Raw genomic sequence first — 14,774 nt, forward strand, 5'->3', positions numbered from 1 at the left:
GCAAGGAAATGATCCCGCTCAGAGCAAGCCGAGTTGCTCCGCGGCGGGCTCTCTGTATAGCTCAGGCAAGGCCGGCAATCCAGGCAGGCGCTCCATCAGGCGCGCGTGAAAACGCCGCGCCAGCTCGGCGGCCAGGCGGTTATCGGCGGTGTGCAGGAAGATGTAGGGGGTTCGCCCTTCCTCGATCCAGCCGGCGACCTTGTCGATCCAGGGCACCAGGAACGGATCGTTGGCCTCAAGCTCCGGATGACCGATAAAACGCACCTGGGGAAACTGGGTGAAGGCGGCCGGGCGCGGCGGTACCTTGGGTTTCTTCGATTGCGCATGGAGCACCGACGGCTCGCTGGACGTGCAACTGAACAAGGCACGCGGGTCGAGGCAGATGCGCTCCACGCCACGATCCAGCAGCAGACGGTTGAGCATGCGCTCGGCATCGCCCTTGGCGAAGAAATCCCGATGCCGGACTTCCACCGCCAATCGCCGCTCCAGGGCGTCGATAAAGCCCGCCAGTTCCGCCAGGCGCTGCGGTGTGAAGCTCGCGGGCAGTTGCAGCCACAGCGGCGAAACACGTTCGCCCAGCGGGCTGAGCAACTGCAGGAAGCTCTCGGCCGCGCCCAATTGTTCGCGCAGGTCGCCGCCATGGCTGATGTCGCCGGGAAACTTGGCGGTGAAGCGGAAATGTTCGGGCATGGTCTGCGCCCAGCGCTGCACCGTGGCCTCCGCGGGGCGCGCGTAGAAGGTGGTATTGCCTTCCACGGCATTGAAGACCTGGCAATACAGGCCGAGAAAGTCCGTCGGCCGCGCGCTTTCCGGGTACAGGTACTCACGCCAGGCGTTTTCGCTCCAGGAAGGACAACCGAGGTAATAAGGCAGCAACATCAGATGTGCAGGTCGAGACCCACCACTTCCATATCCCAATCGACGAAACCGGCGGTGGTCAGGTAGCTGGCCAGGGCATTGGCCACGCTTCTTTTCATGGCGCGGTGGAAGATCATGTCCTGTGGACGGGCGGGCAGGTTGCTGGTGCGTCCGGCGGAAGCCTGGGAGCGCGCCTGGGCTGGAGTCTCGGGCTGGACTTCGACGGCATCTGCGTCCTCAAGGGAGTCGTCCAGCAGCACGCTGCCTTTGCGAGGCTTGCGCTTGATGGGGTAGGACTGAGAGGAAATGCCGTCTATGCGCATAATCACATGCTCGATATCGATGATGGCAATTTAGCGGCACCTCGCCGACTACGCAAATGCCCGAGTGATAACTAGAACACAGAAAATGCAAAAGGTTTAAAAGCCACCGGAAACTGGCACGAAAACCTGACGATTGACACGCTCGCCACGCAGACTCGTGGTGGCGAACAGCTCTGCAGCGGCCTGTCAGCGCGCTTTTGGCGTCGCCACCTTGTCCCGCAGGTACACCGGTTGCGCCTCGTCCGCCGGGATCGCCTCGCCGCGCTCCCAGGCAAAGCGCGCCAGGGTCAGTAAATCTTCGGCGTGGGGCAGCATGCCCGCGTCCTGGCCACTGAGATTGACCCCGATACGCTCGGCGTAGCCCCAGCCGGTGCCCGCGCCGAACCAGTCGCCGCTGGCGTCCGCCGGCAACGCAGCGGCTTCCGGCGGCAGCACCGCTTCGGCCCCTGCCAGGCGCATCTCGCCGGCCACTTCACGGTAGCAGCCCCAGTAGACCTCATCCATTCGCGCATCGATGGCGGCGGCCACCTGGGTCGCGCCGTGTTCGCGCAATGCGCGCTGCGCCAGCACCGCTAGGTTCGACACCGGCAGCACCGGGCGCTCCAGGGCGAAGGCCAGGCCCTGGACCACGCCGATGGCGATCCGCACACCGGTAAAGGCCCCAGGCCCGCGACCGAAGGCAATGGCATCGACGGCCTGCAGGCTGGTGCCGGCATCGGCCAGCAGTTTCTGGATCATCGGCAGCAGCTTCTGTGCATGCAGGCGCGGGATCACCTCGTAGTGGCTCGTCACCTTGCCGTCGTGCAGCAAGGCAACCGAGCAGGCTTCAGTCGCGGTGTCCAGGGCCAGCAAGGTGCTCATCGATGTTTCCATAAGGCAGAGGGAGTTGAAAAAAGTGACGCATTATAAACAGCAACGGCCCGCAAGCGGGCCGTTGAAGATCAAGCCGGTACGACTGATCAGCTCAGCGCTTCGAGCACCTTGCCGGTGATCGACTCGACCGAACCGACGCCCGCGATGTGGCTGTACTTCGGCTTGCCCTGGCTGGCGGCCAGGCTCTGGTAGAACTCCACCAGCGGCTTGGTCTGGGAGTGGTAGACCGACAGGCGATGACGCACGGTTTCTTCGGTGTCGTCTTTACGCTGGACCAGGTCTTCGCCGGTGATGTCGTCTTTACCGGCGATTTTCGGCGGGTTGTAGACGGTGTGGTAAACGCGGCCCGAGGCCTCGTGCACACGGCGACCGGCGATACGCTGGACGATCTCTTCGTCGTCGACGGCGATCTCGACCACGTTGTCCAGCTCGACGCCGGCTTTGACCAGCGCTTCGGCCTGAGGAATGGTGCGTGGGAAGCCGTCGAACAGGAAACCCTTGGCGCAATCGGCCTGGCTGATGCGTTCCTTGACCAGGTTGATGATCAGGTCATCGGAGACCAAACCACCGGCGTCCATCACGCTCTTGGCTTTCAGGCCCAGCTCGGTGCCGGCCTTGACCGCTGCGCGCAGCATGTCGCCGGTGGAGATTTGCGGAATGCCGAATTTTTCGGTGATGAACTTTGCCTGAGTACCTTTACCGGCCCCGGGAGCTCCCAGCAGAATTACGCGCATCGATGTGCTCCTCAATTTTTTATTTAGAAACGCTCGGATTCGCCTCGTGGGGCCAATCTCGGAAATGGGATAGTGGCCGCCCAAACGGCCAAAGGCTGATCAAGATACACAGCCGACACAGCGCACACAAGCAGCCGAAAGTCGGAGCAACCCGCCGCCTTTATGCCCTGGCGACAGGGTATTGCTGGTCGCAACCCCATAACAAAGTGTCGCCTGGCGACGGTCGCCAGCCCTCTCGGGCCAGCGCTCGAAGTACCGTGCCAAGCCACTGAAAACCCCGGCGATTACCTTAGCCGGTATTGCGCAAACCGGCGGCAATCCCCGCCACAGACACCAGCAGCGCCTGTTCCACCGGGCTGTCCTGGGCGCCGTCCTGGCGTCGCGAACGGGCCAGCAGTTCGGCCTGCAATAGATGCAGCGGGTCCAGGTAGGTATTGCGCAGGCGAATGAACTCCAGGGTGTCGGGGCTATGTGCCAGTAACTGCGACTGACCGGTCAGCCCCAAGACCACCGAACACGCCTGCGACAATAAGTCGCGTAAATGCGCACCCAATGGCAGCAGCGCCGGTTCGACCAATCGTTCGTCGTAGGAACGGGCGATATCCGCGTCGGCCTTGGCCAGCACCATCTCCAGCATGTCGATGCGCGTGCGGAAAAACGGCCACTGTTCGCGCATCTGCCCCAGCAACTCGCCCTCCCCGCGCTCCAGGGCCTTGCTCAGGGCGGTTTCCCAGCCCAGCCAGGCCGGCAGCATCAGGCGGGTCTGGGTCCAGCCGAAAATCCACGGGATGGCCCGCAGGCTTTCGATGCCACCGGCGCGCCGCTTGGCCGGCCGGCTGCCTAATGGCAGGCGGCCCAGTTCCTGCTCCGGCGTGGACTGGCGGAAATACTCGACGAACTGCGGGTTCTCCCGCACCACCGCGCGATAGGCTTTCACCCCATCGTCGGCCAGTTCGTCCATCAGGTCGCGCCAGGCCGGTTGCGGCAGGGGCGGCGGCAGCAAGGTCGCTTCCAGCACCGCCGCCAGGTAGAGATTGAGGTTCTGCTCGGCGATGTCCGGCAGGCCGAATTTGAAACGAATCATTTCCCCTTGCTCGGTGGTACGGAAGCGCCCCGCCACCGATCCCGGCGGTTGTGACAGGATCGCCGCGTGGGCCGGGCCGCCGCCACGCCCCACGGTGCCACCGCGACCATGGAACAGCAGCAGCTCGACCTGCTGCTCACGACAGATATCCACCAGTTTTTCCTGGGCCCGGTACTGCGCCCAGGCGGCAGCGGTAGTGCCGGCATCCTTGGCCGAGTCGGAATAACCGATCATCACTTCCTGCGGGCCCTGCAGGCGCGAACGATAGCCTGGCAGAAGCAGCAACTGCTCGATCACCGGGCCGGCGTTGTCCAGGTCGGCCAGGGTTTCGAACAGCGGCACCACGCGCATCGGCCGCAGCACACCTGCTTCCTTGAGCAGCAGTTGCACGGCGAGCACATCGGATGCCGCGCCGGCCATGGAGATCACATAGGAGCCCAACGAAGCCGCCGGAGCCGCGGCGATTTCCCGGCAGGTCGCCAGCACTTCGGCGGTGTCGGCCGACGGCTTGAAATAACCGGGCAATAGCGGACGGCGACTGCCCAGTTCGCGCATCAGGAAATCGATGCGCTCTTGCTCGCTCCAGTCGCCGTAGCGGCCCAGGCCCAGGTAGTCGGTGATTTCGGTCATGGCCGCGGTGTGCCGCGAGGAATCCTGACGCACGTCCAGGCGCACCAGGAATAGGCCGAAGGTCACCGCGCGGCGCAGGCAGTCGAGCAACGGTCCGTCGGCGATCACCCCCATGCCGCATTCATGCAGGGACTGATAGCAGAGCTCCAGCGGGTCCAGCAGCTCGCGGTTGCTCTGCAAGACCTGCGCAGTCGCTGGCACGCTACCGCTCAACGAAGCCTGGGCCCAGTTGCGGGTGGCCCTCAGGCGCTCGCGCAGTTGCTTGAGCACCGCGCGATAGGGTTCGGCGCTGTCGCCGGCCAGGGTCCGCAGCGCCGCGTTGGCCTGCTGCATGGACAGGTCGGCAGCCAGTTGATCGACATCGCGCAGGTACAGGTCGGCGGCCATCCAGCGCGCCAGCAACAGCACCTCGCGGGTCACCGCCGCGGTGACATTGGGGTTGCCATCACGGTCGCCGCCCATCCACGAAGCGAAGCGGATCGGCGCCGCCTCCAGCGGCAAATGCATGCCGGTGGCCGCGTGCAAAGCCTGGTCGGCCTTGCGTAAATAGTTGGGGATGGCCTGCCACAGCGAATGCTCGATCACCGCGAAGCCCCACTTGGCTTCGTCCACCGGGGTCGGCCGGGTACGGCGGATTTCTTCGGTGTGCCAGGCCTCGGCGATCAGCCGCTGCAAGCGTGTCTGGATCTGCCCGCGCTCGGCCGAAGTGAGGTCGCGATGGTCCTGGGCGGCCAGTTGCGCGGCGATGGCATCGTATTTCTGGATCAGCGTGCGGCGGGCGACTTCGGTGGGGTGGGCGGTCAGCACCAGCTCGATCTCCAGCCGCCCCAACTGCCGGGCCAGCGCCTCGGCGCCATGGCCTTCGGCCCGCAGGCGCGCCAGTAGTTCCGGCAGCACCCGCGACTCGAACGGCGCCGGCTGCGTCTCCTCGCGACGGTGAATCAGTTGGTACTGCTCGGCGATGTTGGCCAGGTTGAGGAACTGGTTGAATGCCCGCGCCACCGGCAGCAATTCGTCCTCGCTGAGTTGGTTGAGGCTGGCGCTGAGTTCGGCATCCAGCGAACCGCGCCGGTCGGCCTTGGCACCCTTGCGAATCTGTTCGATCTTGTCGAGGAAACCCTCGCCATACTGTTCACGAATGGTGTTGCCCAACAGCTCACCCAGCAGGTGAACATCTTCGCGCAAGCGCGCATCAATATCGGTCATCTACCTGTTCTCCAGCGGACTCGGGGCTCCTGGTAAGCCCCAAGAGTGCCGCCAGCACATGGCTATTAGCAAGGGCGGTCTTGACGCGAACAGCTGCGGGCAACGCCGGTGCACGACGAAGCGCCTTTAAACCTTGCACGATGGAGCTAGTCTCAAGAGTAAGCCGCACAACGGCTTAGCGCCGGCACAGGCCGGTCACTCACCAAGCCCTGCCACAAGCAGGTGTTCATTGAGGTTGCCATGAAAATCCGTGAGCTCGCGCAACACTGGGAAGAAAACGCCAAGGGTCGCCTGACCCAGACCGGCTACACGATCTATCTGGATGTCGAAGCCGCCGCACGCCTGGCGGCAATTTCCGAAATGTACCCCAAACGCCGGACCGAGGAACTGCTCGGCGAACTGATCGGGGCCGCCCTGGAGGAACTCGAAACCAGCTTCCCTTATGTCCAGGGCCAGCATGTGGTCGCCACCGACGAAGAAGGCGATCCACTCTACGAAGACATCGGTCCTACCCCGCGTTTTCTCGCCCTGTCGCGGCGTTATCTGCACGATCTGTCGGCTCAGGCAGACGAGCAGAAACACTGATCCACGCCCGCATTTCTCACCGATAAGAGCGTTATTCCTGACCCCGGATCGGGTCAGGAGTACCCCTGCGCACGGCAAAAGTTCCTTATTTAGAGCCTTGTCCACACAGTCAGGAAATTTCCGGGCAATAAGCCATCTTCTCTGAACTATTCAAAAAAGCCTCGGGTCACAGCCAATAACCATCACTGGAACGGCCGTTTCATTTTCAACGCCCTCAGCCTTGTCACTCAGCGTTACGGCGTCGGAACCGGGATGGATTTTGATGTTTTTCAGGAGTTATCCAATGGAGTTGAAGACCATGAAGATCAGCACTGCCAAATCCTCGTCAACCTCTCTGCGCGGGCTGAAACTGGCCGCGCTGGCTCTCGGTAGCAGCCTGGTCCTGGCCGGTTGCGCCGGTAATCCGCCAAGCGAGCAATACGCGGTGACGCAATCTGCGGTCAACAGCGCAGTCAGCGCAGGCGGTACCGAATTTGCCGCGGTGGAAATGAAATCGGCTCAGGACAAGCTCAAGCAAGCCGAGCTCGCCATGCACGACAAGAACTACGACGAAGCCCGGCGTCTGGCCGAGCAGGCCGAATGGGACGCCCGCGTCGCCGAGCGCAAGGCTCAGGCAGCCAAGGCCGAACAGGCATTGAAGGACTCTCAGAAAGGCGTTCAGGAACTACGTCAGGAAGGCATGCGCAGCGTGCAATGAGCCGCGAGCGCCGATTCCCACGTATTCGCAATCGATAAAAGGACGAAACCATTATGCGTAAACAACTGATGATCCCTGCCCTGTTGGCCCTGAGCGTGGCGCTGGCGGCATGCTCCACCCCACCTAACGCCAACCTGGAAAACGCCCGGACCAACTACTCCGCCCTGCAGGCCAATCCGCAGGCCACCAAGGTGGCGGCCCTGGAAACCAAGGACGCCAGCGAATGGCTGGACAAGGCCGACAAGGCCTACCTGAACAAGGAGGACGAAAAGAAGGTCGACCAACTGGCCTACCTGACCAACCAGCGGATTGAAGTGGCCAAGCAGACCATCGCCCTGCGCACCGCGGAAACCCAGCTCAAGGACGCCGGCGACCAGCGCGCCAAGGCGCTTCTGGATGCCCGCGACGCGCAGATCAAGCAACTGCAATCGAGCCTCAACGCCAAGCAGACCGACCGCGGTACGCTGGTGACCTTCGGTGACGTACTGTTCGCCACCAACAAGGCCGACCTGAAATCCGGCGGCCTGGTCAACATCAACAAGCTGGCGCAGTTCCTGCGCGACAACCCTGACCGCAAAGTGATAGTCGAAGGCTACACCGACAGCACCGGCAGCGCGGCTTACAACCAGTCGCTGTCCGAGCGCCGCGCCACTTCGGTACAGGTCGCCCTGATCAAGATGGGTGTCGATCCGGCACGCGTCGTCGCCCAGGGTTATGGCAAGGAATATCCGGTTGCCGACAACGGCAGTGTTTCCGGGCGCGCCATGAACCGTCGCGTGGAAGTGACCATTTCCAACGACAACCAGCCGGTCGCGCCACGTTCGGCCATCAGCGCCAACTAAGCCCGGCCCCGCGCGATAAACCGCGCACCCAATAAAAAGCCCCGCCTTGATCGGCGGGGCTTTTTTATCCGGCAACCGGATCGCGGCTTGCGCTGGCAAGCCTTTCGGTCACTGCTCCAGCTTCGGGGTTTCCTGGCCCATGCAGCGCACGGCGCGCTTCTTGTTGTTGATCAGCACGCCCGTCAACCCCTTCTGCTCGGTGTCGAACAGCACCAGCACGCCATCGATGCATTGCGCCACCTCGGCGGCCGGCTCCAGGGACACCTTGTAGTCTTCGCCGGGCACGGTCTTGAGCATGGTGAAATCGTTGAGCAGCAATGCATCCTCCGGCTTGGCGAAATGCAGGTAGCCGTAGTACCACAGGCACGCCACGGTGCCGAGGATGCTGCAGATACCGGTGATGATCAGGGGGATGGCGTTACGTTCTTCGCTCATTGCGGACTCTCTGGAGGTTCTACGACTGGATTCAAAGGTGTGGGGTAATTGGGGATTTCCCCCAGGCGGCGCAGGCCGTTGAAATGCTGCGGATCCTCAAGGTAACGCAACATCACCTGGCGCCAGACCGGGTCGGCGAAGGTCTGCACATGACCGCCTCGGGTCAGCTGCAGCACCCTGGGCGGGGGCGCAGCTTGATACAGACGGATGCCGTTGGAAAGCGGTACGAGGGAATCGTCGATGCTGTGGTAGATCAGCTTGGGCACGCCATCCAGGCGCGCCATGGCCTTGATCGCACTGTCGCCATCGGGCACCAGCCACGACAGCGGCACCTGGAACGGCCAGGTCATCCAGGACGTGCTCAGGGCAAAACGGCCCACCTCGCGGTAACTGGCCGGTACCCCGTCGAAGACAATGGCCTTGAGCTGGCGCTGGCGTTCCGGATGCTGCTCCACCAGATAGTGGATGGCCAGGGCGCCGCCCAGGCTCTGGCCCAGGACGATCAGCGGCTTGCCCTGGACCTCGGGCGCCCGGTCCAGCCACTGGAAGGCCGCGTCGACGTCCTGGTAGATCGCCGGCAGGCTCGGTTTGCCTTGCGACACCCCGTAGCCACGGTAGTCCACCAGCAGCACCTGATAGCCCTGCTCCGGCAACCACCAGCTGCCACCGAGGTGCCCGGACAGGTTGCCGCCATTGCCGTGCAGGTGCAGCACCGTGCCCTTGACCGGCACCCCGGCCTTGGCCGGCAGCCACCAGCCATGCAGGCGCGTGCCGTCGGCGGCGGTCAGGGTGACGTCGCGGTAGTCGAGCCGGGCCTTGTCCGGGGTGAACGGCAGGCCCCGCTCGGGATAGAACAGCAGCGAGCTGCAACCGCTCAGGGTCAGCAGCAGGCAGACAATGCTGAGGACTCGCATCCGTTTGAAGCCTTATGCCGAGGGTGAAAAAACGCCCCCCGTAGGAGCGAGCTTGCCCGCGATACGTGGTGTCAGGCACATCGCCATCGCGAGCAAGTTCGCTCCTACACAGGGGGGTTACAGGATGTTCGAGTAATCCGCCTCGATCCGGTCCAGGCTCAGGTGATTGAGGAAGTTGGAGAAGCACATCCAGGCCGACAGCGCGTTCATGTCGCGGAACTGGTCCGGCAGGTACTTGGGCGGCACCACCAGGCCTTCGTCGACCAACTGGCGCAGGGTCCGCATGTCCTCCAGGGTGGTCTTGCCGCAGAACAGCAAAGGTATCTGCTCGAGCTTGCCCTTGCGCACGGCCAACTGAATGTAGTTGTAAACCATGATGAAGCCCTTGAGATAGGACAAGTCTTTGGTGAATGGCAGGCCCGTCGGCACCGAACCGCGGAACACCCGGCTGGCATTGCCATAACTTTCGGCCATTTCGAAACCCTGCTCGCGAAAGAACTCGAACACCTGCAGGAAGTCCGCGCCCTCCTCCACCATGTGAATGGCGCGAGTGCGGTTGGTCAGCTTGCGCAGACGGCTCGGGTAGGAGGCGAAGGTAATGATCTCCATCAGGATCGCCAGGCCTTCCTGGGTCACGGTCGACGAGGGCGGGCCCTTGGACAGGAAGGTGCAGATCGGCTGGTTCAGGCCGTTGAGGGTAGTGCCCACGTGGACCAGGCCTTCGTGGACTTCCAGGGCGCGCACATCGCGATCGTTGAACAGCGCGTCGGCGCGGATCTTGATGTAGTCGGCGCCGGCCGCCGCGTCCGCGACTATGCCATCGGACTCGAAGACCCGGATGGTTTCCTCGGCCTCGCCGAACACCTTGTTCAGCCGGCTTTGCAGCAGGTTCACCGCTTCCTTGGCGATCAGGGTCTTGGGTTCGTCCTTGAGATCGCCACGGCCGTCGATATTGTTCAGGTAATCCGAGAGCATCAGGCCCAGGTCGGCCAGGGTCGGGTCGCCGGCATGAAAGGCGTCGGAGGCCGCGCCGTAGAGCTCCTGGGATATCAGCCCGAAGTCCTCGGTGCCACGGGCCTCGAGCATCCGCACCACCATGCGGTACTCCTTGCACATGCGCCGCATGATCTGCCCCACCGGGTTGAACTGACCCAGTTGCCGGGTGATGTCACGCTCGATGTTCTGGAACTCCAGCTTCACCGCGCTGGAGTCGAAAGACAGCGGCCGGCCTTCGTAATAGGCGCGGTCCACCGCCGGCATTTCCTTGCCATTGGCCTTGAGGAAACCTTTGCGGATGTTGTCATCCCACTTCACCGCATCCAGTACGCGGATCGGCGTCTGTGCCAGCACAATGCGATCGGACAAGGTGCGTATCGTCTGCTGGTAATCGTCCACCCCAAAACTCCCGTTAAAACGTCTGTACTGCGTTTACTTGCCTGCCCGCTGGAAGCGCGCCGCCTCGACGAACACGTCAGAGTTGGCGGGATCGTCCAGATAGGCGAAAACCTGTGGCAGCGCGCTGTCGATCAGCACGCCCTCGCCGTCCTTGGTGTCGAACGGTTCGCCCCGCAGGGCGTTCTGCCCGCGGGCCTGATTGATCTGCTCGAGATCGAGCTGGTAGAGCACCAGCTCGTGTTCGTCGGTCAACTCGAAACCGGCGATAGTGAAGTGCCCACCGAGCGCCTGGGGCACCGCCGCCGAGAGATACCAGCGGCTGCCGTGGCGGGAAACGGTGAACTCGTAAGTAGCGTGCTGCTGCGGCTTGGCCTTGACGGAAGTGACGGCCTTGTAGCGGTTGTTGCCGATGCGGCTCAGTTGCAGGGTGAGCGGTTCGCCCCAGGCATTCTTGCTGGTCCATTTGCCAAGCAGCGCCACGGGCGCCGCCTGATCGGCCGGCAAAGGCTCCTTGAAGGACACCAGGCAGCCGCTGAGCAGCAGGAACGACAAGGCGATCACAACGCGCCAGGCTTTCATTCAACACTCCCTATCAGCAGTCGCCCCGTAGCCGCTAGCGCAGCCTGCGTTCGGGCGGGCGGATCACACCGAGGCCAATACCAGGTGCATGTACCGGGTCAGAATGCCCAGCATGTCCTCGTCGGCCAGAGGCTCTGCCCCATTGAGCAGGCCCTGATATTCCATCCGTCCGATTATAGACGTCAACACTTTGGCATCCTGTTGCGGCTCGCGGGAACCCAATACCTGGAAAAACTGGCAGGTGCCCTGCAGCAGGATCTGCTGGTGGGAACGTACCAGCAGCGCCAGGCGCGGGTTAAGCAGCGCTTCCTGGCGAAACGCCTGCTCGGCCATCAGATGCTCGCGGCGGTTGTGCAGTTGGCGCTGCACGTAATCGGCGGTCAGGCGGGCAATGTCATCGGCCAGTTGCGCGCGGGACTCCGGGCTGCCGTCGCCATAGGCGACCATCTCCCGCAGCAAGCCCTCGTTGTTGGCCCACAGCTTGGCCATGAAGGCGGCGCTGCGCTCGACGTATTGGGCAAAGGTATCGGTGAGCAGGTCATCGATATCCTTGAAGTAGTAGGTGGTGGCCGACAGCGGCACACCGGCTTCGGCGGCGACCGCGCGATGGCGTACGGCGCGCACGCCATCGCGCACGACGATGCGCATGGCAGCGTCGAGAATATCCTGGCGACGTTGCTCACTGCCCTGTCGGCTGGCCTTGCGACCCTGGTACTGAACACTTTCAGCGACCGCAGTGGCGATGCCAGCTGCACCTTCTTGAGCAATTGCACGGTTCACGACAGGTATTCCTCTCACATAAAAAATGAAAAAAGCAGTACGTCAGTGCCACACAGACAATAAAAAGCCGCCTGTTAGCGGCGGCTTTTTATTCAACATATTTACGCTTGCGGCCGCATGTGCGGGAACAGGATCACGTCGCGGATCGACGGGGAGTTGGTCAGCAGCATCACCAGGCGGTCGATGCCGATACCTTCACCAGCGGTCGGCGGCATGCCGTACTCCAGGGCGCGAACGAAGTCGGCATCGTAGTGCATGGCTTCGTCGTCACCGGCGTCCTTGTCGGCCACCTGGGCCATGAAACGCTCGGCCTGGTCTTCCGCGTCGTTCAACTCGGAGTAGGCGTTGGCGATTTCGCGGCCACCGATGAACAGCTCGAAACGGTCGGTCACGTTCGGGTTCTCGTCGTTGCGACGGGCCAGCGGCGAGACTTCGAACGGGTACTGGGTGATGAAGTGCGGCTGCTCCAGCTTGTGCTCGACCAGTTCTTCGAAAATCATCACCTGCAGCTTGCCCAGGCCTTCGAAGCCGAGGACCTTGGCGCCGGCCTTCTTGGCGATGGCGCGAGCCTTGTCGATGTCGTTCAGGTCATCGGCGGTCAGCTCAGGGTTGTACTTGAGGATCGAGTCGAACACCGACAGGCGGGCGAACGGCTCGCCGAAGTGGAACACCTTGTCGCCGTACGGCACGTCGGTGCTGCCCAGGACCAGCTGCGCCAGTTCGCGGAACAGTTCTTCGGTCAGGTCCATGTTGTCTTCGTAGTCGGCGTAGGCCTGGTAGAACTCCAACATGGTGAATTCAGGGTTGTGCCGGGTCGAAACGCCTTCGTTACGGAAGTTGCGGTTGATCTCGAACACTTTCTCGAAGCCACCGACCACCAGGCGCTTGAGGTACAGCTCCGGGGCGATACGCAGGAACATTTCCATGTCCAGGGCGTTGTGGTGGGTCTCGAACGGCTTGGCCGCCGCACCGCCGGGAATGGTCTGCAGCATCGGCGTTTCCACTTCCAGGAAGTCACGCTTCATCAGGAAGCTGCGGATATGGGCGATGACTTGCGAACGCACGCGGAAGGTTTCGCGTACGTCTTCGTTGACGATCAGGTCGACGTAGCGCTGGCGATAGCGCTGCTCGGTATCGGTCAGGCCGTGGTGCTTGTCCGGCAGCGGACGCAGCGACTTGGTCAGCAGGCGTACCTGGGTCATCTCGACGTACAGGTCGCCCTTGCCGGAACGGGCCAGGGTGCCTTCGGCGGCGATGATGTCGCCCAGGTCCCAGGTCTTGACCGCGTCCAGGGTTTCTTCCGGCAGGGTCTTGCGGTTGACGTAGACCTGGATCCGCCCGGTCATGTCCTGGATCACCATGAACGAGCCACGGTTGAGCATGATGCGACCGGCAACCTTGACCGGGATTGCAGCCTCGGCCAGCTCTTCCTTGGTCTTGTCCGCGTATTGCTTCTGCAGGTCGTTGCAGTAGTTGTCGCGGCGGAAGTCGTTCGGGAAGGCATTGCCCTTGGCGCGCTCGGCAGCAAGCTTTTCCTTGCGCAGGGCGATCAGGGTGTTTTCTTCCTGTTGCAGGGCCTGGTCGAGTTGTAGGTCGCTCATGTCTTTAAATTTTCCATCACAGGTACGTTGTCCCTTGCCTGTGGCAAGGGATCGCGGGCCAGCCTCGCTCCTACAGAAGCGCGCCGTGCCCGCGGCATGGGTGTCGCGGCTTACAGCCCCGATTTCAGGCTGGCCACCAGGTATTCGTCGATATCGCCGTCGAGCACCTTGTCACAGTCACTGCGTTCGATGTTGGTACGCAGATCCTTGATCCGCGAGGCATCGAGCACGTAGGAGCGGATCTGGTGACCCCAGCCGATGTCGGACTTGGTGTCTTCCAGCGCCTGGGAAGCGGCGTTGCGCTTCTGCATTTCCTGCTCGTACAACTTGGCCCGCAGCATCTTCATGGCGGTGTCCTTGTTGGCGTGCTGGGAACGTTCGTTCTGGCAGCTGACCACGGTGTTGGTCGGTACGTGGGTGATACGTACGGCCGAGTCGGTGGTGTTTACGTGCTGGCCACCGGCACCGGAGGAACGATAGGTGTCGATGCGCAGGTCCGCCGGGTTGATCTCGATTTCCACCTTGTCGTCGATCTCGGGCGAGACGAATACGGCCGAGAACGAGGTGTGGCGGCGGGCGCCGGAGTCGAACGGGCTCTTGCGCACCAGGCGGTGCACGCCGATCTCGGTGCGTAGCCAGCCAAAGGCGTACTCGCCCTTGATGTGCACGGTGGCGCCCTTGATCCCGGCGACTTCGCCTTCGGACAGTTCCATGATGGTGGCGTCGAAGCCACGCTTGGAGGCCCAGCGCAGGTACATGCGCAGCAGGATGTTGGCCCAGTCCTGGGCTTCGGTGCCGCCGGAGCCGGCCTGGATGTCCAGGTAGGCGTTGTTCATGTCCATTTCGCCGCTGAACATGCGACGGAATTCCAGCTTGGCCAGGGCCTCGTCGAGACGGGTCAGTTCGGCGACCACATCGCCTACCGCGCCTTCGTCGTTCTCTTCGACGGCCATCTCCAGCAGATCGCGGCAATCGGCCAGGCCACCGGACAACTCGTCCAGGGTCTCGACGATCTGTGCCAGCGCGGAGCGCTCGCGCCCCAGTTCCTGGGCGTATTCAGGCTTGTTCCAGACGTTCGGATCTTCAAGCTCGCGGTTGACCTCGGTCAGACGCTCATGCTTTTGATCGTAGTCAAAGATACCCCCGAATAGTTTCGGAGCGCTCGGACAGGTCCTTGATAGTGTTAAGGATCGGGTTGATTTCCATGGCAGGCAGCACTCGTTGGCGAACTTTTGAAA

Annotated in this window: 15 protein-coding genes; 3 read left to right on the forward strand and 12 right to left on the reverse strand. The window is 62.7% G+C overall.

Translation table 11 applies throughout. The annotated features are described in order from the left end of the window. Positions 1 to 18 precede the first annotated feature (18 nt). The 5 genes from CRO75_RS16610 to ppc form a co-directional block, all read right to left on the reverse strand. Positions 19 to 879, reverse strand: coding sequence for a DUF72 domain-containing protein (locus tag CRO75_RS16610; protein ID WP_097136868.1), 861 nt, complete (start codon positions 877 to 879; stop codon positions 19 to 21). Continuing rightward, a complete protein-coding gene (locus CRO75_RS16615) occupies positions 879 to 1,181 on the reverse strand; it encodes a hypothetical protein (protein ID WP_009042362.1) in 303 nt (100 codons plus the stop codon). Before CRO75_RS16615 ends, CRO75_RS16610 begins: the two co-directional genes overlap by 1 nt. Positions 1,182 to 1,367: 186 nt before the next feature. Next, positions 1,368 to 2,042, reverse strand: coding sequence for a tRNA (adenosine(37)-N6)-threonylcarbamoyltransferase complex dimerization subunit type 1 TsaB (gene tsaB / locus CRO75_RS16620; RefSeq protein WP_007927952.1), 675 nt, complete (start codon positions 2,040 to 2,042; stop codon positions 1,368 to 1,370). A 98-nt stretch (positions 2,043 to 2,140) separates the two neighbouring features. After that, positions 2,141 to 2,788 (reverse strand): adenylate kinase, encoded by a 648-nt coding sequence (gene adk, locus CRO75_RS16625; protein WP_007927955.1) that lies wholly within the window; start codon positions 2,786 to 2,788, stop codon positions 2,141 to 2,143. 289 nt (positions 2,789 to 3,077) lie between these two features. After that, a complete protein-coding gene (gene ppc / locus CRO75_RS16630) occupies positions 3,078 to 5,708 on the reverse strand; it encodes a phosphoenolpyruvate carboxylase (RefSeq protein ID WP_097136870.1) in 2,631 nt (876 codons plus the stop codon). Between the two features lie 240 nt (positions 5,709 to 5,948). Here ppc and CRO75_RS16635 point away from each other — a divergent pair, with 240 nt between their 5' ends. The 3 genes from CRO75_RS16635 (at position 5,949) to CRO75_RS16645 (ending at position 7,832) form a co-directional block, all read left to right on the forward strand. Next, the gene (locus tag CRO75_RS16635) at positions 5,949 to 6,293 is read left to right on the forward strand and encodes a hypothetical protein (protein ID WP_007927959.1); all 345 of its coding nucleotides are present in this window, start codon (positions 5,949 to 5,951) and stop codon (positions 6,291 to 6,293) included. 283 nt (positions 6,294 to 6,576) lie between these two features. Continuing rightward, the gene (locus CRO75_RS16640) at positions 6,577 to 6,990 is read left to right on the forward strand and encodes a DUF4398 domain-containing protein (protein WP_007927961.1); all 414 of its coding nucleotides are present in this window, start codon (positions 6,577 to 6,579) and stop codon (positions 6,988 to 6,990) included. A 53-nt stretch (positions 6,991 to 7,043) separates the two neighbouring features. Then, positions 7,044 to 7,832, forward strand: coding sequence for an OmpA family protein (locus CRO75_RS16645; RefSeq protein WP_097136872.1), 789 nt, complete (start codon positions 7,044 to 7,046; stop codon positions 7,830 to 7,832). A 108-nt stretch (positions 7,833 to 7,940) separates the two neighbouring features. Here CRO75_RS16645 and CRO75_RS16650 read toward each other — a convergent pair whose 3' ends face one another. The 7 genes from CRO75_RS16650 to prfB form a co-directional block, all read right to left on the reverse strand. Further along, complete coding sequence (locus CRO75_RS16650; RefSeq protein ID WP_009042358.1) at positions 7,941 to 8,267, reverse strand: hypothetical protein; 327 nt, start codon at positions 8,265 to 8,267, stop codon at positions 7,941 to 7,943. Further along, positions 8,264 to 9,181 carry an alpha/beta hydrolase gene (locus CRO75_RS16655; protein WP_007927967.1) on the reverse strand — a complete coding sequence of 306 codons (918 nt, stop codon included), beginning with the start codon at positions 9,179 to 9,181 and terminating at the stop codon, positions 8,264 to 8,266. Before CRO75_RS16655 ends, CRO75_RS16650 begins: the two co-directional genes overlap by 4 nt. 117 nt (positions 9,182 to 9,298) lie before the next feature. Continuing rightward, on the reverse strand, positions 9,299 to 10,576 hold the full coding sequence (locus CRO75_RS16660; RefSeq protein WP_097136874.1) for a flavohemoglobin expression-modulating QEGLA motif protein: 1,278 nt from the start codon (positions 10,574 to 10,576) through the stop codon (positions 9,299 to 9,301). 33 nt (positions 10,577 to 10,609) lie between these two features. Continuing rightward, positions 10,610 to 11,155 (reverse strand): hypothetical protein, encoded by a 546-nt coding sequence (locus CRO75_RS16665; protein ID WP_097136876.1) that lies wholly within the window; start codon positions 11,153 to 11,155, stop codon positions 10,610 to 10,612. Between the two features lie 63 nt (positions 11,156 to 11,218). Further along, entirely contained in the window at positions 11,219 to 11,935 is a 717-nt protein-coding gene (locus tag CRO75_RS16670; protein WP_009042355.1) for a TetR family transcriptional regulator, read from the reverse strand. Between the two features lie 101 nt (positions 11,936 to 12,036). After that, the gene (lysS, locus tag CRO75_RS16675; protein ID WP_062823558.1) at positions 12,037 to 13,536 is read right to left on the reverse strand and encodes a lysine--tRNA ligase; all 1,500 of its coding nucleotides are present in this window, start codon (positions 13,534 to 13,536) and stop codon (positions 12,037 to 12,039) included. Between the two features lie 110 nt (positions 13,537 to 13,646). Beyond that, positions 13,647 to 14,742, reverse strand: a protein-coding gene (prfB, locus tag CRO75_RS16680) for a peptide chain release factor 2 (protein WP_097136878.1) whose coding sequence is annotated in 2 segments (ribosomal slippage) — positions 13,647 to 14,669 and positions 14,671 to 14,742 — 1,095 coding nt in all. Because the reading frame shifts where the segments join, the coding sequence is not laid out codon by codon here. Positions 14,743 to 14,774 lie beyond the last annotated feature (32 nt).

The sequence above is a fragment of the Pseudomonas sp. LAMO17WK12:I10 genome (assembly GCF_900215185.1).
GTDB lineage: Bacteria > Pseudomonadota > Gammaproteobacteria > Pseudomonadales > Pseudomonadaceae > Aquipseudomonas > Aquipseudomonas chlororaphis.

Bases quoted from the DNA above. Each gene is read 5' to 3' on its own strand.
- CRO75_RS16640 (WP_007927961.1), top strand. From the start codon at position 6,577: ATGGAGTTGAAGACCATGAAGATCAGCACTGCCAAATCCTCGTCAACC.
- CRO75_RS16645 (WP_097136872.1), top strand. From the start codon at position 7,044: ATGCGTAAACAACTGATGATCCCTGCCCTGTTGGCCCTGAGCGTGGCG.
- CRO75_RS16665 (WP_097136876.1), bottom strand. From the start codon at position 11,155: ATGAAAGCCTGGCGCGTTGTGATCGCCTTGTCGTTCCTGCTGCTCAGC.
- CRO75_RS16610 (WP_097136868.1), bottom strand. From the start codon at position 879: ATGTTGCTGCCTTATTACCTCGGTTGTCCTTCCTGGAGCGAAAACGCC.
- adk (WP_007927955.1), bottom strand. From the start codon at position 2,788: ATGCGCGTAATTCTGCTGGGAGCTCCCGGGGCCGGTAAAGGTACTCAG.
- lysS (WP_062823558.1), bottom strand. From the start codon at position 13,536: ATGAGCGACCTACAACTCGACCAGGCCCTGCAACAGGAAGAAAACACC.
- CRO75_RS16655 (WP_007927967.1), bottom strand. From the start codon at position 9,181: ATGCGAGTCCTCAGCATTGTCTGCCTGCTGCTGACCCTGAGCGGTTGC.
- tsaB (WP_007927952.1), bottom strand. From the start codon at position 2,042: ATGAGCACCTTGCTGGCCCTGGACACCGCGACTGAAGCCTGCTCGGTT.
- CRO75_RS16635 (WP_007927959.1), top strand. From the start codon at position 5,949: ATGAAAATCCGTGAGCTCGCGCAACACTGGGAAGAAAACGCCAAGGGT.
- CRO75_RS16650 (WP_009042358.1), bottom strand. From the start codon at position 8,267: ATGAGCGAAGAACGTAACGCCATCCCCCTGATCATCACCGGTATCTGC.
- ppc (WP_097136870.1), bottom strand. From the start codon at position 5,708: ATGACCGATATTGATGCGCGCTTGCGCGAAGATGTTCACCTGCTGGGT.
- CRO75_RS16615 (WP_009042362.1), bottom strand. From the start codon at position 1,181: ATGCGCATAGACGGCATTTCCTCTCAGTCCTACCCCATCAAGCGCAAG.